24 protein-coding genes are annotated in these 21,243 nt (G+C 30.7%); 13 read left to right on the top strand and 11 right to left on the bottom strand.

Annotated elements, in window-relative coordinates:
- Window positions 1-55: 55 nt before the first annotated feature.
- On the bottom strand, window positions 56-925 hold the full coding sequence (gene lipA, locus B3792_RS04645) for a lipoyl synthase (RefSeq protein WP_280036882.1): 870 nt from the start codon (window positions 923-925) through the stop codon (window positions 56-58).
- A 135-nt stretch (window positions 926-1,060) separates the two neighbouring features.
- Here lipA and B3792_RS04640 point away from each other — a divergent pair, with 135 nt between their 5' ends.
- A complete protein-coding gene (locus B3792_RS04640; RefSeq protein WP_286494718.1) occupies window positions 1,061-1,552 on the top strand; it encodes a copper resistance protein NlpE in 492 nt (163 codons plus the stop codon).
- A gap of 46 nt (window positions 1,553-1,598) precedes the next feature.
- Here B3792_RS04640 and B3792_RS04635 read toward each other — a convergent pair whose 3' ends face one another.
- Window positions 1,599-2,105 (bottom strand): methylated-DNA--[protein]-cysteine S-methyltransferase, encoded by a 507-nt coding sequence (locus tag B3792_RS04635; protein WP_286494719.1) that lies wholly within the window; start codon window positions 2,103-2,105, stop codon window positions 1,599-1,601.
- A gap of 85 nt (window positions 2,106-2,190) precedes the next feature.
- Here B3792_RS04635 and B3792_RS04630 point away from each other — a divergent pair, with 85 nt between their 5' ends.
- Window positions 2,191-2,646 carry a copper resistance protein NlpE gene (locus tag B3792_RS04630; RefSeq protein WP_219033668.1) on the top strand — a complete coding sequence of 152 codons (456 nt, stop codon included), beginning with the start codon at window positions 2,191-2,193 and terminating at the stop codon, window positions 2,644-2,646.
- Between the two features lie 54 nt (window positions 2,647-2,700).
- On the opposite strand, the gene B3792_RS04625 is transcribed toward B3792_RS04630, so the two are convergent.
- The 3 genes from B3792_RS04625 to B3792_RS04615 all read right to left on the bottom strand — a co-directional run bounded on the left by B3792_RS04625 (window position 2,701) and on the right by B3792_RS04615 (window position 5,334).
- Window positions 2,701-3,105, bottom strand: coding sequence for an NUDIX hydrolase (locus tag B3792_RS04625; protein ID WP_221854189.1), 405 nt, complete (start codon window positions 3,103-3,105; stop codon window positions 2,701-2,703).
- A 3-nt stretch (window positions 3,106-3,108) separates the two neighbouring features.
- Window positions 3,109-4,122 carry a UDP-glucose 4-epimerase GalE gene (gene galE / locus B3792_RS04620; protein WP_286494720.1) on the bottom strand — a complete coding sequence of 338 codons (1,014 nt, stop codon included), beginning with the start codon at window positions 4,120-4,122 and terminating at the stop codon, window positions 3,109-3,111.
- 96 nt (window positions 4,123-4,218) lie between these two features.
- Complete coding sequence (locus tag B3792_RS04615) at window positions 4,219-5,334, bottom strand: DegT/DnrJ/EryC1/StrS family aminotransferase (RefSeq protein WP_286494721.1); 1,116 nt, start codon at window positions 5,332-5,334, stop codon at window positions 4,219-4,221.
- 100 nt (window positions 5,335-5,434) lie between these two features.
- On the opposite strand from B3792_RS04615, the gene B3792_RS04610 reads away from it, so the two are divergent.
- The 8 genes from B3792_RS04610 to B3792_RS04575 all read left to right on the top strand — a co-directional run bounded on the left by B3792_RS04610 (window position 5,435) and on the right by B3792_RS04575 (window position 15,871).
- On the top strand, window positions 5,435-6,691 hold the full coding sequence (locus tag B3792_RS04610) for a 3-deoxy-D-manno-octulosonic acid transferase (RefSeq protein WP_291047107.1): 1,257 nt from the start codon (window positions 5,435-5,437) through the stop codon (window positions 6,689-6,691).
- 147 nt (window positions 6,692-6,838) lie between these two features.
- The gene (locus tag B3792_RS04605; RefSeq protein WP_171622884.1) at window positions 6,839-7,456 is read left to right on the top strand and encodes a porin family protein; all 618 of its coding nucleotides are present in this window, start codon (window positions 6,839-6,841) and stop codon (window positions 7,454-7,456) included.
- 132 nt (window positions 7,457-7,588) lie between these two features.
- Window positions 7,589-7,966, top strand: coding sequence for a BlaI/MecI/CopY family transcriptional regulator (locus B3792_RS04600; protein WP_171622883.1), 378 nt, complete (start codon window positions 7,589-7,591; stop codon window positions 7,964-7,966).
- Between the two features lie 84 nt (window positions 7,967-8,050).
- A complete protein-coding gene (locus B3792_RS04595; RefSeq protein WP_291068993.1) occupies window positions 8,051-9,808 on the top strand; it encodes a M56 family metallopeptidase in 1,758 nt (585 codons plus the stop codon).
- 137 nt (window positions 9,809-9,945) lie between these two features.
- Window positions 9,946-13,056, top strand: a complete 3,111-nt coding sequence (locus tag B3792_RS04590; protein WP_291064600.1) for a UvrD-helicase domain-containing protein — start codon at window positions 9,946-9,948, stop codon at window positions 13,054-13,056.
- Window positions 13,056-14,864 carry an excinuclease ABC subunit UvrC gene (gene uvrC, locus B3792_RS04585; protein WP_291047110.1) on the top strand — a complete coding sequence of 603 codons (1,809 nt, stop codon included), beginning with the start codon at window positions 13,056-13,058 and terminating at the stop codon, window positions 14,862-14,864. Before B3792_RS04590 ends, uvrC begins: the two co-directional genes overlap by 1 nt.
- Entirely contained in the window at window positions 14,845-15,285 is a 441-nt protein-coding gene (locus tag B3792_RS04580; RefSeq protein WP_257467985.1) for a hypothetical protein, read from the top strand. The genes uvrC and B3792_RS04580 overlap by 20 nt, the downstream gene beginning before the upstream one ends.
- Window positions 15,286-15,373: 88 nt before the next feature.
- Window positions 15,374-15,871 carry a DinB family protein gene (locus B3792_RS04575; protein WP_125348619.1) on the top strand — a complete coding sequence of 166 codons (498 nt, stop codon included), beginning with the start codon at window positions 15,374-15,376 and terminating at the stop codon, window positions 15,869-15,871.
- A 287-nt stretch (window positions 15,872-16,158) separates the two neighbouring features.
- On the opposite strand, the gene gcvT is transcribed toward B3792_RS04575, so the two are convergent.
- Both gcvT and B3792_RS04565 read right to left on the bottom strand, forming a co-directional pair.
- A complete protein-coding gene (gene gcvT, locus B3792_RS04570) occupies window positions 16,159-17,235 on the bottom strand; it encodes a glycine cleavage system aminomethyltransferase GcvT (protein ID WP_291047111.1) in 1,077 nt (358 codons plus the stop codon).
- A gap of 78 nt (window positions 17,236-17,313) precedes the next feature.
- Complete coding sequence (locus B3792_RS04565; protein ID WP_219033679.1) at window positions 17,314-17,676, bottom strand: hypothetical protein; 363 nt, start codon at window positions 17,674-17,676, stop codon at window positions 17,314-17,316.
- 43 nt (window positions 17,677-17,719) lie between these two features.
- Here B3792_RS04565 and B3792_RS04560 point away from each other — a divergent pair, with 43 nt between their 5' ends.
- Window positions 17,720-18,394, top strand: coding sequence for a YiiX/YebB-like N1pC/P60 family cysteine hydrolase (locus tag B3792_RS04560; RefSeq protein ID WP_257467987.1), 675 nt, complete (start codon window positions 17,720-17,722; stop codon window positions 18,392-18,394).
- A 75-nt stretch (window positions 18,395-18,469) separates the two neighbouring features.
- The gene (locus B3792_RS04555) at window positions 18,470-18,652 is read left to right on the top strand and encodes a hypothetical protein (protein WP_219033680.1); all 183 of its coding nucleotides are present in this window, start codon (window positions 18,470-18,472) and stop codon (window positions 18,650-18,652) included.
- On the opposite strand, the gene B3792_RS04550 is transcribed toward B3792_RS04555, so the two are convergent.
- From B3792_RS04550 to B3792_RS04535, 4 genes are read right to left on the bottom strand one after another with little or no spacing between them, the layout of a single operon-like run.
- Window positions 18,649-19,101 (bottom strand): peroxiredoxin, encoded by a 453-nt coding sequence (locus B3792_RS04550; RefSeq protein WP_219033681.1) that lies wholly within the window; start codon window positions 19,099-19,101, stop codon window positions 18,649-18,651. The two genes, B3792_RS04555 and B3792_RS04550, sit on opposite strands and share 4 nt — an antisense overlap.
- Window positions 19,098-19,508 (bottom strand): 6-pyruvoyl trahydropterin synthase family protein, encoded by a 411-nt coding sequence (locus B3792_RS04545; RefSeq protein ID WP_291068990.1) that lies wholly within the window; start codon window positions 19,506-19,508, stop codon window positions 19,098-19,100. The genes B3792_RS04550 and B3792_RS04545 overlap by 4 nt, the downstream gene beginning before the upstream one ends.
- 12 nt (window positions 19,509-19,520) lie before the next feature.
- Complete coding sequence (idi, locus tag B3792_RS04540; protein ID WP_291061479.1) at window positions 19,521-20,036, bottom strand: isopentenyl-diphosphate Delta-isomerase; 516 nt, start codon at window positions 20,034-20,036, stop codon at window positions 19,521-19,523.
- A 31-nt stretch (window positions 20,037-20,067) separates the two neighbouring features.
- Window positions 20,068-20,781, bottom strand: coding sequence for a biotin--[acetyl-CoA-carboxylase] ligase (locus B3792_RS04535; protein ID WP_291068988.1), 714 nt, complete (start codon window positions 20,779-20,781; stop codon window positions 20,068-20,070).
- 93 nt (window positions 20,782-20,874) lie between these two features.
- Between B3792_RS04535 and rsfS the strand changes: the two genes are divergently transcribed.
- Window positions 20,875-21,243: a ribosome silencing factor gene (rsfS, locus tag B3792_RS04530; protein WP_038331822.1), complete on the top strand. Its 369-nt coding sequence runs from the start codon at window positions 20,875-20,877 to the stop codon at window positions 21,241-21,243.

The following is a 21,243-nucleotide window of genomic DNA, read 5'->3' as shown; positions in this document are numbered from 1 at the left end:
AAAAAAAAAGTTACAAATCATTGCAACTCTTCTAAATATTAAATTTAAATTATTTTTATAAAATATGTTTCTCAGCGTGGTAAGAAGAACGAACCAATGGTCCAGATTCTACATGACGGAATCCTAATCCACGAGCGAAATCTTCGTATTTTTTGAATTGTTCTGGCGTGATAAATTCTTTCAAAGGCAAATGTTTTTTCGTTGGTTGTAAATATTGACCAATTGTAATGACATCTACATTTGCATCAGCAACTTCCTGAATTGTTTCAAAAACTTCGTCTTCAAACTCACCTAAACCAAGCATAATTCCAGTCTTTGTACGATGTTGACCTGCTTCTTTTGCATAACGTAAAACTTCTAACGAACGATCATATTTCGCCTGAATACGAACTTCGCGCGTTAAACGACGAACCGTTTCCATATTATGAGAAAGTACTTCTGGAGCAGCTTCTACAATACGATCGATGTGTTTTTCGATTCCTTGAAAATCTGGAATCAAAGTTTCCATCGTTGTTCCTGGGCTAATTCTACGAACAGCGTGTATTGTTTCTGCCCAAATAATAGAACCCATATCTTTTAAATCATCACGGTCAACAGAAGTTAAAACCGCATGTTTTATTTGCATTAATTTGATAGAACGCGCTACTTTTTCTGGTTCTGCCCAATCAACTTGCTCTGGACGACCAGTTTTTACACCACAAAAACCGCATGAACGCGTACACACATTTCCCAAAATCATAAATGTCGCAGTTCCTTCACCCCAACATTCGCCCATATTAGGACAACTTCCACTTTGGCAAATGGTGTTCAATTTATATTTATCAACTAAACCTCTTAATTCGCGATGTTTTTTTCCCGTAGGCAATTTTACACGCAACCATTCAGGTTTTTTTACTCTTCCATCTGGTAATAGCTCAACACTCATACATTACTTTTCTGATTGGCTAATTTACAAAGTTTTTTCGAAAGCTATTACATCCTAAATAAATGTAATAAAAATATAGTTTTTAACATTTTTTGGAATATTATTTGGATTTTAATCAGTTAAAATCAATAACAAATGAAAAAATCAATTATCCTTACACTTATTTTTAGCTCAGTAATTTATAGTTGCGAAACAAAGACAGATAAAGAACTTATAAAAACTGAAGAAGCAACAACTGATCATAAAGATTCAACTATTCAAAAAGAACCAATAAACTCATCAGATACACATATTATTGATACGCATAATGCGAAAACTTCTATTGATTGGGTAGGAACTTATGATGGAATTTTACCATGTGCTGATTGTGCTGGAATTAAAACAACTGTAACTTTAAATAAAGATGAAACTATAAAAGTAGTTTCTGAATATATGAAAGGGAACCAAAAATTAATAGATGAAGGTCATTTCCAATGGACTGCTGATAATAATGCTTTGTATTTAGATACAAAAGATAAAAATCGACATTTTTATAGAGTAGGTGAAAATAAACTAATTATCCTATCTCAAGAAGGTGAAGATATCAAAGGTCCATTAGCAGATAAATACATTTTATTAAAAAAGTAAGATTATTAAATCAATATGAAAGACAGTAATTAAGCTGTCTTTCATATTAAAATAAGTTTAATTGTTGCGATTCTAATTCTAACAAAAATTTTTTGCGTTTCTTTCCGCCAGCATATCCAGTTAACGTACCATCTGAACCAATTACGCGATGACAAGGCACTACGATTGCAATTTTGTTTTTTGCGTTCGCATTTGCAACTGCTCGTATCGCTAATAAATCTCCAACAGCTATCGATTGTTCTTTGTATGATCTTGTTTCTCCAAATGGAATTTTGATTAATTCGTTCCAAACTTTTTTCTGGAAATCTGTTCCAATCAAATCAAGTGGAATGGTAAATTCTTTTAAATTTCCTTTAAAATAATCGTTCAATTCATTTTCTAAACGATTCAAAATATCATCATCCTTTTCAAAAATTTCACCCAAGTTTTCTATTTCTTTGAGTTGTTTTTCGGTCGATTTTCCATCAAAAAACTCTAACATACAAATTCCTTTTTCCGACTTTATTGCAAGCATTTCTCCAAGAGGTGTTTGTATTTTTTTTGAGTGAAACATTTTATAAAATTTTAGTTGAAAGTTAGAAAAATATAGTCGTAATTTGGTATCAAATTTGTTGTTAAAAATATCATAAAATTAATTTATGAAAAAATCTATATTCGCGAGTATTTTCGCATCCTTCATTATATTCTCTTGCCAATCAAAAGGTGTTCAACAAGAACAAAAAAACAATAGTATTGATAATGCTATTCCTGCTATTGTAGCTATGGCAGAACATAATTCTAAAAACTCTTTGAATTGGGTAGGAAAATATGAAGGAATTTTACCTTGTGCCGATTGCGAAGGAATAAAATATATTGTTGAATTGAAAAAAGATGGTAACTTTTTTATTGAGCAAGAATATTTAGGAAAAGAAACAGTTTATCAAGACGAAGGATTTTATAAATGGGATGCTTCTGGAAATGTTTTACATTTAAATTCTAATGTAAGTCCATTAGTGTTGAAAGTTGAAGAAAATAGATTGAAAGTTTTGGATCAACAAGGAAAAGAAATTACAGGAAATTTGAAAGATAAATACATCTTGAAAAAGACTAAATAATAAAAAATAAAAGGCAATCTCGATTACGGATTGCCTTCTATTTTTGAAATTATTTTAGTTCAATAAATGATCTTTTGTTAATTTTTCAAAAACTTTAATTACACCAATTACTTGAATTTCTTCTTGTAAATATTCTTCAAAAGTAAAATAGTTGTAAGCTTCAATTTCATTTGTTGGTTTTATTTCTTCGTTCAAATCGTACAAAAAACAATCTTGTTCCATCAAAAGATCCTGTTCTCCATATGCTTCAGCTGTAATATGACAATAAAAATTGAGCTCTTCTCTTACCAAATCCAAACTCAATTCTTCTTTTATTTCTCTTACCAAAGCTGTTTCAGAATTTTCACCTTTATCAATTTTTCCACCTGGTAAATACCACGCTTTTTTATTTTTGCTAAATGTCAAAAGCAGTTTATTATTTTTAATAACTAATAAACCCGCTGTTGGTAATTGAATCATCTTTTATTTTTCTAAACTTTTTTGCCATTCCCAGGCAGTACGCATACTTTCTGATAATTTTGTTTCAGGTTTCCAACCCAATTCTTTTTCTGCTAAAGAGTTATTTGCATAAGCTTCGATAATATCTCCTGCGCGACGCTCTTTGATTTCGTATTTCAATTTCAAATCATTGGCATCCTCAAATGCGTGAACAACTTCTAAAACCGTAGATCCTGTTCCAGTTCCAAGATTAAAGAATTCTAGCTTTGCTTTATTTTTATTTTCGATCAAACGAGTTACGGCTTTTACGTGTGCATCAGCCAAATCATTTACATCGATATAATCACGAATTGCCGTTCCATCACGCGTTGGATAATCATCTCCCCAAACCGATAATGCTTCTCTGATTCCAGCTGCAGTTTGTGTAACATAAGGAATTAGATTATTTGGAATTCCTTTTGGTAATTCTCCAATTTTAGCAGTTGGATGCGCACCTACTGGATTGAAATAACGTAAACAAATCACATTTTTATCAAATGCTGCTGAGAAATCTTCTAAAATTTCCTCTCCCATTTGTTTCGTTTTTCCATAAGGAGATTCAGGTTTTTTCAGTGGAGTTTGCTCGTCAATAGGCATTTTATCCGCTTGTCCGTAAACTGTACAAGACGAACTAAAAATAATATTATCTGTATCAAAATCTTTCATCGCATCCAAAAGATTAATCAAACCTAAAATATTATTACGGTAATACATCAACGGTTTTTCAACAGATTCTCCAACTGCTTTATGCGCTGCGAAGTTGATAATTCCATCTATTTTATTTGTTTTGAAAAATTCGTTTACTTTTTCTTGATCTTTTAAATCAATCTCGAAATAAGTTGGTTTTGTTCCAGTAATAGAAGTAATTTTATCCAACACACCAATTTCTGTGTTCGATAAATCGTCTATGATCACAACTTCATAACCTGCATTTTGTAAAGCTACAACTGTGTGCGAGCCAATATAACCCAAACCTCCAGTTACTAATATTTTACTCATTTTTAATATTTAGTTTTTATAGTGAAATCAAATTTAGGAAAATAAAAAAGCTTCTGAAACTAATCAGAAGCTTTTTCGTATTATTTTTAGGATAAATTATTTTCCAAAAAATTCGCGAACAGCAGAAGTGATGTAAGCCAATTGCTCCTCATCTAACTCTGTGTGCATTGGTAAAGACATTACTTCTTCTACCAATTTGTTTGTATTTGGAAAATCTGCATCATTATAATGCCCGTTATCATACGCTTTTTGTTTGCGTAATGGAACAGGATAATAAATCATCGCAGGAATTTCTTTTTCAGTCAAGAAAGCTTGTAATTCATTACGTTTACCATTTGTTACACGTAACGTATATTGATGGAATACGTGAGTTGTGTCTTCTCCTTTTACAGGCGTTAATAATGCATCAATATCTTTAAAAGCATCTGTATAATAAGCCGCAGCTTTGTTACGAGCAGCGTTATAATCATTTAAGAAAGGTAATTTACGACGTAAAACTGCTGCTTGAACAGAATCCAAACGAGAGTTAACACCAACTTCATCGTGGTAGTAACGTTTGTACATTCCGTGATTTACAATTCCACGTAAACGATGTGCAATATCATCATCATTTGTAAAAATTGCTCCACCATCACCATAACAACCTAAGTTTTTTGAAGGAAAGAAAGATGTACAACCAATGTGACCAATTGTTCCAGCTTTTCGACCTTTGTAATCCGCTCCAATAGCTTGTGCAGTATCTTCTACAACATATAAGTTATGTTCTTTTGCAATTGCCATAATCTCGTCCATATTCGCACATTGACCAAATAAATGAACTGGAATAATTGCTTTTGTTTTTGGCGTGATTGCCGCTTTTAATTTTTCTGTATCAATTGTAAAAGTATCATAATCAACGTCAACTAAAATCGAATTTAATTTCAATAAATCAACAACCTCTACTGTTGCAGCAAATGTAAAATCTGCCGTAATTACTTCATCACCTGGCTCTAAACCTAAGGCCATCAAAGCAATTTGCAACGCATCAGTTCCGTTTCCACAAGGAATTACGTGTTTTACATTTAAGTAATTTTGCAATTCAGTTTCGAATTGTTTTACTTCTGGTCCATTAATAAAAGCAGCCGAATCCAAAACATTCAAAATTGCTGCATCAACGTCTCCTTTTATTTTTTGATATTGACTTTGTAAGTCAACCATTTGTATTTTTTTCATAACTTAATGAATCTTTCAAAATCTACAACTTTAAAAAGTCGTTATTATTACAACAAATGTACAAAAAAAGCTCATTCTAAATTTTTAACTTTGCAACATTGTGCAAGGATTTTATAACACATCAATTAAGGCGTACGGAATGGCGCTAAAATTGGCTTCGAATTTTAACGAAAAAGCAAAACTTTGGGTAGATGGAAGAAAAAATTGGGAAGAAAAAATAGCTTCTAAAATTTCAGAAACCGATAAAGTTTTGTGGGTACATTGTTCATCTTTAGGCGAATTTGAACAAGGTAGACCAGTGATCGAAGCATTGAAAGAAAACTATCCAACACATAAAATTGCTGTTTCATTTTTCTCTCCTTCTGGTTATGAAATTAGAAAGAATTATCAAGGCGCAGACGTTATTTTTTATTTGCCTTTGGACACAAAATCAAATGCAGAAAAGTTAATAAAAGTGCTTCATCCAGAAATTTTGATTTTGGTGAAATACGAATATTGGTTTAATTTGATTATCGAATTACATCAGCAAAACATTCCTACAATAGTGGTTTCGTCAATCTTTAGAGAGAGTCAAAATTTTTTCAAAAAAGACGGAAATAATTGGTTTGCGAAAAAATTAAGTTTGATAAATCATTTCTTTGTTCAAAATCAAAAATCAAAAGATTTACTGGATTCAATCAATATCACACAAAATACAATTGCAGGCGATACGCGATTTGATCGTGTCAAACAGATCATTCATCAAGATAATGAATTGGATTTTATGAATGATTTTAAACAAAATTCGAAATTAATTGTTGTTGGAAGTTCTTGGCCAAAAGATGAAGAATTATTTGTGAATTTAATCAACCAAAAATTAAATAATGATTGGAAAATTGTTTTTGCACCACATAATTTGAATAATGCTGAAATCAATTCTTTTCAGAATAAAATCAACCAAAAAGCAGTTAAATTTTCTGATTTAGAAAAAACATCCAATCAAGAGTTAATCGATTCGAAAATATTTATTCTAAATACAATTGGTATTTTATCAAAAGTCTATTCTTATGCAGATATTACCTATATTGGCGGAGGTTTTGGTGCAGGAATTCATAACACGTTAGAAGCTGTAACATTTGGAAATCCTGTCGTTTTTGGTCCTAAATACAAGAAATTTCAGGAAGCTGTGGATTTGATAGAAGTTGGCGGAGGATTTTCTATTGCTAATCGACATGAATTTGATACAATTATGAATCGTTTGATGAACGATGAAAATTTCCGAAAAGAAAGTGGAAAAAAAGCTGGAGATTTTGTTCAAAATTCACCAAATGCAACTAAAATTATTTTAGAATATTTAGATGATATTTGTAAATCTTAAAATTTTATCAATTTTTAACAAAAAAGGCACAGAAATTGTGAATCAAAAAAGCATTATTGATTTTTTTAAAGTGTAAATCAATCTTCTGTATGAATAAAACTTTACTTTTGAATTAATTATTATAACTCAGACTTAAGTAATAAAAAAATGAAGAAACTTATTTTAGGAATAGCACTTTTCGGTGGATTAAGTGCAGCAAATGCGCAAATTGATTTAGGAGTAAAAGGAGGTCTTAACTTCCCGACTTTATCTGGTGATTCAAGACAAATATATCAAAATCAAACTAAATTCAGAACTGATTTTTATGTGGGAGGTTATGCCAACTATAAGATAACGGATCAAATTAGTTTTCAACCAGAGTTATTATATTCTAAACAAGGAGCTGGATTGAAAACAAATGATAACTCAAAAGCTAAATTAATTACACATAATATTAATATTCCTTTAATGGGACGTTATGAAATTATGGATGGATTAAATGTTGAATTTGGTCCACAATTAGGTTTCTTAGTTTCTGCTAAAAAGAAAACTGAAGAAGGAAAAATTAATGAAAAAGAAAAATTTGTAGATAATTTCAAAACATTTGATTTCGGATTAAATTTTGGTGCTGCTTATAAAGTAAGTGATGAACTAGAAATTAATGCTCGTTTTACGAAAGGTTTGTCAAACATCAACAATTATTTCCCAGAAGTAATGAACGACAATTACAAAATTACAAACACATACTTTAGTGTTGGTGTAGCATATAAGTTAATGGAAATGTAATTGCTTTAATTAAAAAAATTAGAAGGAGCTTTTTGCTCCTTTTTTTGTGCTTAATCGTTAAACAATTCTAAAACAATTTTGCCTTGTTAAATTAAATTCTATATTTGTAGTAATAAAAATACAGTTGTAGATATGAATGTTAAATTATCAAGAAGAGAAGAGGAAGTAATGGAAGTTATCTGGAGCGGAAAACAAGTTTTTGCGAAAGATATTATCGATTCTTATGACGATCCAAAACCTGCGAATACTACAATTTCTACCTTATTAAAAAGGATGCACGACAAAGGTTATATTGATTACGAGCAAATGGGAAACTCGCGACGATACTATGCTTTGGTGAAAAAAGATGATTATTTTTCGAAAGAAGTAAAAGGAATGATTTCGAACTTCTTTAATAATTCGGCAACACAATTTGCTTCATTTTTTGCAAAATCGAACAATATGTCGGTCGAAGAATTAGAAAAATTACGTGATATAATTGACAACGAAATAGATCGCAAAAAGAAATAACCTATGGTTGCTTTTTTTATAAAATTTATTCTTTGTTCCGGATTTTTATATTCGTTTTATAAACTTTTTTTGGAACGCGAAAGCATGTATAAAATCAATCGTTTTTATCTGTTGTTTTCGTTGATATTTTCGTTAATCGCGCCTTTGTACAAAATTGATTTGCCTATCACAGCGACAGAAACAAATATTTCGCCCGAATTATTGGCTTTTCTAATGCAAAACCCTGAATTGTTGCAACAAGAAAAAGGAATTAATTTTGGTGATATTTTGACTGTTATTTACATTTTGGTTGGCGTAATATTTCTTGTAAGATTTATCTACAATTTGTACGAATTGATGTTCAAAATTAAGACTGAGGAAAAAATCAAAGATCAAGAAATTACATATATTCTTGATTTAGATTCGAATCAGCCGTATAGTTTTTGGAAATATATTTTTATTCCGAAAAAGCAACTAAAAAGTTTACATCAAAATTTAATTGATCACGAAAAAGCGCATTGCATTCAGAAACATAGTTTGGACATTTTGTTAATTGAAATTTTTCAAATTCTTTTTTGGTTCAATCCGTTTATTTATTTCTATAAAAAATCAATCAAACTAAATCACGAGTTTTTGGCAGATGAATATGTATTGAAAAGAAACTCAGATTTAAAAACTTACCAACATCAAATTTTGGATTGTATTGCAACGCAAAATCCATCGATGATGGCAAGTAATTTCAATTTTATTCTAACTAAAAAACGCCTGCTTATGATGACAAAAAATACATCAAAACGAAAAGTGAAAATTCTATCTTTTGCTTCGTTGCCTTTTATATTGAGTGCTTTTGTACTTTTTAGTCAAAAATCGTTTGCGCAAGAAGTTGAGATAAAAGCTCAAAAAGTGGAACAAGCGTTGGAAAAACCTGTTCAATCGCAAGCCGAAATTCTTCTTGGACAAGCAACTACTTTGAGAGATTCGCTTCTCAAAACAGATCAAGCTAAAACAACAACTCCAATAGAAAAAGTGTTTACGAAAGATGAGTTAAAAACGATTTTGAAAAGTAATGAGCAAAACAAAATTATCTTGAATGATGCTGGAGATATTATTCTGAATGATTCTATCAAAATAAAAGATATTGTCTTGAAAAAAGAGTTGGCTCCAACGATTTTATATGGAACGGACGGAAAAATTTTGCAAAAAATTGATCCCAAAGAAATAGAAAAAGTTTTTGTAAAAAGTAATGAAGGTTTGATAGAAATTATCAAAAAAGATTCAAGTATCATCAAAATTTTCAATTCAAAAAAAGACATTCCGAGTATCAATAAAAAAGTAAAAACAGCTAAAATGCCAACAGTACAAAATAATATTACGTTGAAAAATGGTTATTCTATTTATACAGATAAAAATGGTGTTGAGCACAAAATTATTAGTTCTGAAATTGATAGAGTTTATATAGAGAATCAATTAAAATCAAAAGGAATTGATAATAGTTATAGTTTAAGTTTTTCAAAAAATAAAGTAGTTGATAATACAGAAATAGAAAAACAAGTAAAAAATGCGCAAGCAAGAGATTATGATATTGCAGCTGTAAAAACGGATACTAAAAATCCGTGGGCAATTACAGTAGAACCGCATTCTGCAAGAGAAGTAACGAAATTTAAAGTTGATCCCAAAAATCCCGAAATACAAAAATTAGGTACTTTTACTGTAAAAACATTTTATTCTGAAGATCCAAAAGAAATGAGTAAACATCTTGAGGAGAAAAAGAAAGAACTAGAATTACAAGAAAAAAATACTAAACAAATGCTAAAAGAGATTGAAAAAAGGCAAAAAGAATTAAAAAAAGAAATTAAGAAATAATAAAAATTTCATAGTATTTATAACATATTCAAAAAAAAGGGAAACTCGTTCAGGTTTCCTTTTTTAGTACGTCATGTTTTGGCATTCTGATTTTCTATTTTTGAGAAGATTGTTTAACTTTCCTAAAAATTAAGAATTTGTTACAAGCAGGCGATTTCAAAATTTACAATGCTTCCGCTGGAGCAGGTAAAACTTACACATTGGTAAAGGAATTTCTTTCGTTGTTATTGACGAATGAAAGCGATTATCATTTCGAGCATATTTTAGCCATTACATTTACCAATAAAGCGGCCGGCGAAATGAAGGAACGTATCATCGAAACTTTAGAAGAAATTGCCAAAAACCCTAATCCAAAAGAAGATGGCTATATTCTAGAATTAGCTTCAGAACTGAATTTGAAGCCTGAAATCATTAAGACAAAAGCATACAATATTCTGATTGCGATTCTTCATAATTATTCCAAATTTTCGATTTCTACGATTGATAAATTTAATCTTCGATTGATGAAATCTTTTGCACAAGATTTGGGTTTATCAATGAATTTTGATGTCGAAATGAATACGAATGAAATCATTAATGAATCTGTTGATTTGTTGTATTCAAAAATTGGGGAAGACGAAAAACTAACGCAAACAATGATCAAAATTGCGTTGGATAATATGGACGCAAATAAATCGTGGGATATTCGAAAAACGCTTTCTTCAGACACTTCGGACATTTCTAATGATAGACATTTACAAGATTTAGAAAAATTAAAAAACATTTCGTTAGACGAATTTATTCGTTACCGAAAAGTTATTTTTGATGATATAAAAACTTTGAAAGATGGTTTGATTACAATCGGAAATGAGTTTTTCGAATTGCTTGCAAACAATGGAATTTCGGTAAATGAATTACCAGGAAAAAGTCGAGGAATTGCTGCTTTTTTCCAGAAATTAAAAAACTTTGATGGTTTTGGTTTGATTTTACCAACCGATGCGAATACAAAAGATATTTTGGAAGAAGGTTATCTTTCGAAAGTGAAAGATGTAATAGCAGAATCTATTTTTCCTCAAGTGAAAGATTTGTTCGAAAAAGCTGCGAACATCAATGATCACTTACTTTTGTTAACCTCAATTCAAAAAAATATATCCTCAATTTCGTTGATTAATGAAGTTGAAAAATCATTGGATTCGATCAAAAAAGATTCAAATGTTTTATTGATTAACGAATTTAATACCATTATCAGTAAAAATCTGCAACAACAGCCAGCCAATTTTATTTACGAACGAATTGGTTCGCGCTACAATCATTATTTTATTGATGAATTTCAGGATACATCGACGTTACAATGGAATAATCTGAATCCGTTGGTCGAAAATGCGCGTGCGCAATCTGACACGATTATGTTGGTTGGCGATGCAAAACAGTCTATTTATCGTTGGCGAGGTGGAAATCCTGCACAAATGATTGATTTAATCGATCGAAAAGAGGAAGAAAATATTAAAGTTGAAGAATTAGAAAAAAACTGGCGAAGTCACGAAAATATTATTCAATTTAACAATGAATTGTATTCGTTTATCGCGCCACAACTCAATTTGCCGAGTTTTCAATATTTGTACGAGATTGGAAATAAACAATTAACTAATCATCAAAAAGATGGTTTTGTCAAAATAAATTTCATTGAGCAAGAAGGTCGTTCGAAAGATTTATTTAAAGAACAAAATTTAGAATTAGTTCTTAAAACAATTGAAGATTGTCGAGCAAATGGTTTTTCATTAAAAGATATTGCGATTTTGGTTCGTAGTAATGCGCAAGGGATTTTGTTAGCGAAATATTTGACCGAAAATAACTTGGTTGTGATTTCAAATGAAGCTTTATTGTTAAAAAATTCTTTCGAAATTCAATTGATTGAATATTTGTTCAAAATCACATCAAATCCACAAGACGAACAATCAAAAATTCGTTTTTTGATGGTGGCTTATGAATTAGAATTATTCAAAACAGATGATTTAACAATCGCAGTTGAAAAAGCCTTAAAAGGTGATTTGCCAAAGTTTTTAAAATTAACCAAATCACTTGGAATTGATTTAGATTTTATTCAAGATCAAAACCTTTCATTATACGATTTCACCGAAAAAGCGATTCGAACTTTACATTTACAAGAGCGTTCACCAGCTTATATTTTGAGCTTTTTGGATGTTATTTTAGAATATTCATCAAAAAACGAATCTGATCTTAATTCATTTCTTGAGTTTTGGTCAACAATCAAAGATAAAGCGAGTATCAAAACACCAAAAGGTGTCGATGCAATTCAGATTATGACGATCCACAAGTCAAAAGGATTAGAATTTCCAGTTGTAATTTTGCCATTTTTGGATTGGCAAAGTAAGAATTCTAAAATTTGGATTCCATTACAAAAAGATGAGGAAAATCCGTTCGAAACATTTTATGTTGGAATTAATAATGAATTAAAATCAATCAAAAATGAAGCGATAAAATCGAAGATTGACGAAGAAGAGAATTTGGTTCAATTGGATGAAATTAATACACTTTATGTTGCAACAACGCGCGCAAAAGAGCAATTGTATATGATTGCGCTAAAACCAAAAGAATCTTCGAAATCAAAAAATATTGCAAACTACTTGCACGAATTTGTTTTCAGTAAAGGTTTTTCTGAGGATGAAGTTATTTTGAAAGGTTCTCCAGAACGAATTTCAACCCCTAAAATCATAGAAAACTCTTCAGCTGAGTTAAAAATTTATTCTTCGGATTGGAATACGCGTTTAGTGATTAACACCAATTCAGAAAAAGCGCAAGAAAAGTTAAAATTCACCGAATTTGGAAATACAGTTCATAACATTTTATCGCAAATTGTTACACAAAATGATTTACCAAAAATCATCGAAAGTGAAAAACAGCGTGGTACAATTTCAGTCGAAAATGTAGAACATCTGCAAATAACCTTGCAAAATTTATTACAAGATGCTAAATTAGTTCCATATTTTGCTGAAGGTTTAACGGTTTTGAATGAACGCGATTTTATTGATGAAAATGGACAAATTTTCAGAGCAGATCGTGTAGTAATTGATGCAGAAAATAATTGTTCGATTATCGATTATAAAACTGGTCAACCCGATTTAGATCATCATTTTCAAGTGAATAGATATGCCGATTTTTTTAGAAATTTAGGTTATAATATTCAAACCAAAATCTTGATTTATATTGATGATGAGCAGCAAAAAATAAATGTTGTAGAGGTATTTTGATGAATGAAAATGTAAAGTTAAAATTAGCGAGTTTACCCGAAACGCCTGGTGTTTATCAGTATTATAACAAAAGAGGAGATTTGTTATACATTGGTAAAGCGAAAAACTTGAAACGTCGCGTGAATTCGTATTTCAATAAACAACACGATTCGAAACGTTTGCGTGTTTTGGTGAGTAATATTGATAACATCGAAACAATCAACGTAAATTCTGAATATGACGCGTTGTTGTTGGAAAATAATTTGATTAAAGAGCATCAACCACGATATAATATCCTGTTAAGAGATGACAAAACCTATCCTTGGATTTGCATCAAAAATGAACGATTTCCACGAATTTTTTCGACTCGCAATGTAATCAAAGATGGTTCGGAATATTTTGGACCATATTCTAACGGAAAAGCGATGAAAGTTTTGTTAGGTTTGATCAAAGAATTGTATCAACTAAGAACATGTTCGTATGATTTGAGCGAGAAAAATATTGAAAATCACAAATTTAAAGTTTGTTTGGAATATCATATTGGTAATTGTCTTGGACCTTGTGAAGCTTATCAAACCGAAGAAGAATACAACGAGCAAATTTCGGCAATTCGTAATATTATCAAAGGAGAATTTAATGAAGCAAAACAATATTTGGTCAATCAAATGACAAAATATGCATCGGATTTGAAGTTTGAAAAAGCGCAAATGATTAAAGAAAAAATTGAAGCGTTGCAGAATTATCAATCTCGTTCTACAATTGTTTCGCCTACGATTACCAATGTTGATGTTTTTTCGATTACGTCGGACGAAGAATATGCCTATGTCAATTTCATGAAAATTTATCACGGTGCAATTATACAGTCGCATACAGAAGAATGGAAAAAGAAATTGGATGAAACAGACGAAGATTTATTGGAACGTGCAATTATTGATTTTTCAGATCGATTTAATTTAACTTCGAAAGAAATTTATGTCCCGTTCGAATTGAGTTTAGAAATTCCGTTCAGAAAAATTACAGTTCCAAAAATTGGCGATAAAAAACATATTGTCGATTTATCGTTAAAAAACACACGGATTTATCGTTTAGAACAGCTCAAACAAACTAAAATCGTCGATCCTGATCGTCATACAAATCGTATCATGAATCAGATGAAAGTTGATTTGCGTTTGCCTGTAGAACCTCGACATATCGAAGGTTTTGATAACTCTAACATTCAAGGAACGAATCCAGTTTCGGCTTGTGTAGTGTTCAAAAATGGAAAACCAAGTAAGAAAGATTATCGCATTTTCAATGTTAAAACTGTAGAAGGGCCAAATGATTTTGCAACTATGGAAGAAGTGATTGAAAGACGATATTCAAGAGTTTTGGCTGAAGGAGAATCTTTGCCTCAATTAATTTTGATTGATGGTGGAAAAGGACAATTAAGTTCTGCTCTAAAATCGATTGATCGTTTAGGGTTACGTGGAAAAGTTTCCGTGATTGGAATTGCGAAACGTTTGGAAGAAATTTATTATCCAGACGATCCTTATCCGTTATATTTGGACAAAAATTCTGAAACCTTAAAAGTGCTTCAACATGTGCGAGATGAATCGCATCGATTTGGAATTACGCGTCACCGAAATCGTCGAAGTAAAAACGCTTATAATTCGGTTTTGGAAGAAATAGAAGGTGTCGGTCCGCAAACAATTAAAGAATTATTAACAAAATTTAAATCGGTCGAACGAATAAAAAATGCATCTTTGTTAGAATTAACCGATTGTATAGGAAAATCTAAAGCAAAAAAAATAAAAGATTATTTTTCGAATGATGAAAAATCTACTAATTGACAGAGATTTAACGTCTCTTTTGAACAATCCAAAGTTACAAGCTACTTTGGCAATTGTTCCTATCACTTTATTTATACTTGGCTTGTTAAGTTATTTTGGAATTTTTTATTCGATGTTTAGCACGCTCGATGCGCAGCTAGGACATTTAGGAAGTTCTAAATCACTATTGAGTGCCTTATTAGGAAATCTTATCATTTTTATCTTTTTGGTATTGATGAGTTTTTTCACTGGTGTGATTTCTTTTGTTTACTTTATTGTGCATGCTTTAAAGAATCCAAATTTGATAAAAAGTGATGATCGTTTGGTCTGGATTACGATTATTATTTTTGGAAATGGAATAGGAATTTTTGTCTATTGGCTAACTCAAATCAAGCGAAAAAAGCCTCGTCCAATTATTGATTTATACACAGACGATATCTAAAAATATAAACTGTTTTACTAAATTGTAAAGCAGTTTTTTTATGAATTATTTCAAAAATTTGTACCTTTTAACTACAAATCAAAACAACATGAAAATAGTAGAATTATTAGCAAAAGAATTGCAAAACGAGTATCAAATTACCAAAGAATTTATTGCAAGATTTCCTGAGGATAAAACGACATACAAACCTCATGAAAAAAGTATGGATATTACAACTTTAACAAATCATGTGGTTGAAATATTTGCTTGGCCAGCTTTGATCTTAACAACTGATAAATTAGATTTTGCAGCAGGGGATTACAAACCGACAAAATTTACCTCTATTGAAGATTTACAACAAAAATTGGATGATGATTATGAATTAGGAAAAGCGGCGTTAGAGAATGTGAACGAAGATCATTTATCAAAAAGATGGCAAGTTACAGAAGGAGAAACTGTTTTTGCAGATTTTACAAAATATGAAGCAATTCGTCATGCTTTAAATCAAATTACACATCACCGCGCTCAATTGGGAGTTTTTTATCGCTTACTTGGAATAGATTTACCTTCGAGTTATGGACCAAGTGCTGATTCTCAAAAGTTTTAAAAAATAAAAAAGACCTCTAATAGAGGTCTTAAAATCATAATTAGTGTTAATTGTATTACTGATCAGTAATATTATTATCTCAAAAATATAACATATATCATATTTAAGCAAATCTAAGTTATGTTTTTTTTAAGAAATATTAACAATTTTATAATATTCGTAGTTAATAATCTATTTTATTAATTTTATCTAAAAAAGACATCAATAAATGTATCAATTAATATGAATTCATAAAAAAAGCTTTCGAAATCCTCGAAAGCTTTTTTGTATTTTGACTTTATATTGTTTTAAACAAAAGGAGTTTTTACAACTTCTGCTAATACATTTTTATCACGAATTTGAATTCTAATTGTTGTTCCAACTTTAGCAAAATCTGTATGAACATATGCTAAACCAATTCCTTGTTTCAACATTGGAGACTGCGTTCCTGAAGTCACAATACCGATTGTATTCTCGTTGTCATCTACAACTTTATAATCGTGGCGAGGAATTCCTCTTTCGATCATTTTGAAACCAACTAATTTCTTCTCAACTCCAGCTTCTTTTTGAGCTTTCAAAATATCAGAAGAAATAAAGTTTGTATCCAATTTCGTTACCCAAGCAAGACCAGCTTCTAATGGAGTTGTGTCATCGTTGATATCATTTCCGTATAAACAGTAACCTTTCTCTAAACGCAACGTATCACGAGAAGCTAAACCGCAAGGCTCAATATCGAAAGATTTTCCAGCTTCCATTACTTTGTCCCACATTTCGTTTGCTTGCTCATTCGCGAAATAAATCTCGAAACCTCCTGAACCAGTATAACCAGTTGCAGAAATAATCACATTTTCCATACCTGCAAACGTACCAATTGCGAAATGATAGAACGGAATTTCAGCTAAATTAACATCTGTCAATGCTTGCATCGCTTCAATTGCTTTTGGTCCTTGGATTGCTAACAAAGACATCTCATCAGATTTGTTTGTTAATTCTGCACCAAACGTATTGTGTTTGTTCATCCATTCCCAATCTTTATCGATGTTAGATGCATTTACAACTGCCATCCACTCATCATCAGAGATTTTATAAATGATTAAATCATCTACAATTCCTCCTTTTTCGTTTGGCATTGCATTATATTGAGCTTGACCAATAGTAACTTTCGTTACATCATTCGTCAATAAGTGTTGTAATAAGTCTGTTGCTTTTTCTCCTTTTACAAAAAATTGTCCCATGTGAGAAACATCAAAAACGCCAACTTTTTCTCGAACAGCAAAATGTTCTTGGTTAACACCTGCGTATTGCACTGGCATTTCATATCCAGCAAAAGGAACCATTTTCGCACCTAAATCTTTGTGCTTTTGGTTTAATGCAGTTACTTTCATTGTTTGTTTGCTTTGATAAGTTTATAATTCTCCCAAAAATAAGGAATTAATTGTTAGGAAAATTTCTTTAATAGAAGATTATCTAATTTTATGAATAATTTTTAAATTCCCTTCCGTCGCTTTATACGGCTCGAAACGCATAACCGATTTTCCTTTACCAAATTTGTTCATAAACTTTTCGTTTATTTTTCCTGATAATTTCAATGGTTGACAACCTTCGCAAGGAATAATCAAAATGGTATCGTTTGTTTTACCTTTTACTTTTACAATTTCGTACGAATAATCTGTATCCAAACGAGAATTAATAACATTTTCAATTGGTTTATTAAAGCTCTCAATAAAGAAAACGCGTCGATCTTTGTTGCTTCCAATAATAATTGCAGCACCAACTAAAATCAATAAAACGACAATTGATATGGTCAAAATTTTTTTAAAATCCATCTTTTTGGTTAATTCGTAGATTAAAAGTAATAATTCATTCCGAATGAAAAAAATATTCGTTTTATTTCCTATCTTTTTACTTCTATTTACATTGACAATGAATAGTTGTACAAAAGCAAAAATATTAAAAGAAAAACATTCAATTTCATTACAAAATATCCAAAATGGAGATTTGATTTTTGTTGGTGCGCAAACAGAAGAACTTTCGGGCGCGATAAATAGAGTGACAAAAATAAATGACGAAACCAATTTTGATCATGTTGGTTTAATCGAAAAAACTGATGATTCTATTTTTGTTCTACATGCTGCTCCAATGGGCGGATCGCAACGAGAGGAAATTCATCATTTTTACATTTCTCAAACCGAAAAGAATAATAAAATTGTCATTTATCGTCTCAAAAATGAATATCAATATACAATTCCTCATGCAATTGAAAAAGCTAAAACAATGCTCGGAAAACCTTATAATTGGTTATACATTTTGAATGATGACGAATTATATTGTTCAGATTTTGTGGAAAGAGCTTTTCGTGATGATACTATTTTTGAATTGATTCCCATGAATTTCAAAAACAAAGAAACTGGAATTATTGATGATTTTTGGATAGATTTCTATCGTAAAAAAGGAAAAAAAGTTCCGCAAGACGAACCAGGAACAAATCCAAATCAATTGGCAACTTCTAAGAAATTAATTAAGGTTGGTGAGGTGAAGTTTTAAAATGAAACTCTGAAACAAATTCAGAATGATTCATAGAATCTTTATAACAAATAAATTAATCCCTACTTTTACCACATGAAACAAAATATCATTTATAGTATCATTTTCTTTTTCGTGTTATTTGGACTAAAATATTTGTTCGATAAAAGCGATGTGCAAACAATGTTGGTTTATTCGGCAATTGGAACGGTTATCTTTTTTATTTATCGAGTTGTCATAAGAAAAATGTTATACAAACAAAAAGACCAAGAAAACTAATTTCCTTGGTCTTTTTTTATTGCTTGCATTGCTTCTTCAATGTGCGTTTCGGCTACATTTGAAACAATGTGTTTAATTAATTTTCCTTGTTTATTGAATACAAAAGTTTCTCGCGGTGTGATTAAGCCAAATTTCTTTTTGATTCCCAACAACTTCGACAACTTTGCTCCTTTATCAGAAAGCAACGGAAAGTTTAATTGATGTTTTGTATAAAACTTCTCGTGAGAAGAAGTTGATTGTCCATTTATTCCGACAATCACAGCGTCTAAAGCATTGAAATCTGCATTTACATCACGAAATTGACATACTTCTTTTGTACACATTGGCGTAAAATCCATCGGATAAAAGAATAAAACAAAATATTTTTTGTATAAAAATTCGTCCGAATTAAACCAATTTCCTTTGTTATCCTCCAACGAAAAAGTTGGAATGTGATCGCCTAATTTCATTCGCCTGCGTATTCTACAAAATTACGTGGAGTTTCGTATAAGGTTACTTTCAATTCTAAATCAGTCGCTAATTTTGCTCTAATTTTATTCCAAATCAAAATCACAATATTTTCGGCAGTTGGATTGATAGTTTTAAATTCTTCAATATCAACATTCAGATTTTTATGATCCAAATAATCTTCAACTTCAATCGCAATAATTTTTCGTAATTCGTCCAAATTCATCACAAAACCAGTTTCTGGATCAACTTCGCCTTTCACCGCCACAATAATTTCGTAATTATGCCCGTGATAGTTTGGATAAGAACATTTTCCGAAAACTTCAAAATTTTGTTCGTTGCTCCAATTCTTGTTAAACAATCGATGCGCAGCATTAAAATGTGCTTTTCTGTTGACAGTAACCTTCATCTGTATAAATTTTTATTCTTCGATATACGAAACGTAATGTTCAAAAATTATTTTGAACCAAGCTGTATAATTCTGAGGATTTTTTTTCATATCTTTTTTCAAATCATCCAATTCTACCCAACGATAGGCCATCACTTCGTCAGGATTTAGTTTTGGTTCATCATCAAATGTTCCGATAAAAACATGGTCTAATTCATGCTCGATCAAATCATTTTCTAATTGCGCTTTGTAAATGAAATTAAATTTATATTCTAATTCGCAATCAAATCCCATTTCCTCTTCCAAACGCCTGTGTGCCGCTTGTTCGTAGGTTTCGTTATCGCGCGGATGACTACAACATGTATTCGTCCACAACGTTGGCGAATGGTATTTGCTCGCAGCTCGTTGCTGAATCATTAATTCTCCTTTGGAATTGAATACAAAAACAGAAAATGCACGATGCAACAAACCAGCTACATGAGCCTGTTGCTTCTCCATCAATCCTAATTTTTGATCGTCCTGATCAACTAAAACTACAAATTCTTCCATTAAATAAACAAAAATAACCTTTTCTATAGGATTAAAAAAGAAGTTCGATTTCTTTGTGCTTAAATTCTCTCAATTCTTGATTGATTTCTATCAGTAAATTTCCCGCTTCATTTACATCTCTAATAATTCCGTCCACTTCTATCCCATCTAATCTAAAATGCGAAATTTCATCTTTTCTAAACAGATTATCTAAATAAGTTTGATGAATTTGTTCAAAATTTTTCTGTTCTAAAATTGAATATTCATTTTCGAAATAATGTATTAAATCTGCCAAAATTTCCTCGATGTCATATTCTTTGTCAGTTACTTTTCGAATAGATGTTGCTTTTGGTAAGTGATTAAAATCAGCTTGATTGACATTAATTCCTATTCCGATTACAGAATTCATAATTCCATTGGAACGATGATTTTCGATTAATATTCCACAAACCTTTTTATCATTTAAAATGATATCATTTGGCCATTTTACGTTAGATTTTGGATGAAATTGTTTTAAAAATAGACAAATAACATTCGAAATCCATTCGTTAAAATAAATTAATTCTTGAAAACTATAATCCGTTTTCAGCAAAAAACTAAAGGTTAAATTTTCTCCAGCGACAACTTTCCACTCATTTCCTGCGTAACCTTTTCCTTTTGTTTGATTTTTAGCATGTATGACAGTCCAACTATTGGCATCTTTTTTGGACAAATCCACCAAGAACTCATTCGTATTAGGCAAAGAATCAAAACTAATTAAATACATTTTTTTTACTATTTTTATAGAGTGGTTAAAGTTATTTTAAAAAGTTTAAACTTTAATAAGGATTCACTAAATTTGCGAATTACAAAATAAAAGATGATAGATACTCAATATACAAAAGACTTGCTAGATAGCATTGTTGACGGAATTACAAATGTTAAAGGAGAAGAAATTACAATTCTAGATTTACGCGAAATTGAAAATGCATTTTGTCAATACTTCGTTATTTGTACCGGAAACTCGAATACACAAGTTAGTGCTTTAGCAGGTTCGATTGAAAGAACTGTAAAAACAGAAATGTCAGAAAGACCTTTTCATGTAGAAGGAACACAAAACAATCAATGGGTTTTGTTGGACTACACAAATGTTATTGTCCATATTTTCCAAAAAGAATACAGAGAATATTACGATATCGAAAGTCTTTGGGGTGATGCTGTAGAGACGCGTATCGAAATGGAATATTAA

Origin of the sequence: Empedobacter sp. UBA5924, from assembly GCF_002431085.1 — a bacterium.
Taxonomy (GTDB): domain Bacteria; phylum Bacteroidota; class Bacteroidia; order Flavobacteriales; family Weeksellaceae; genus Empedobacter; species Empedobacter falsenii_B.
This window is presented reverse-complemented; position numbering and strand designations above follow the sequence as displayed.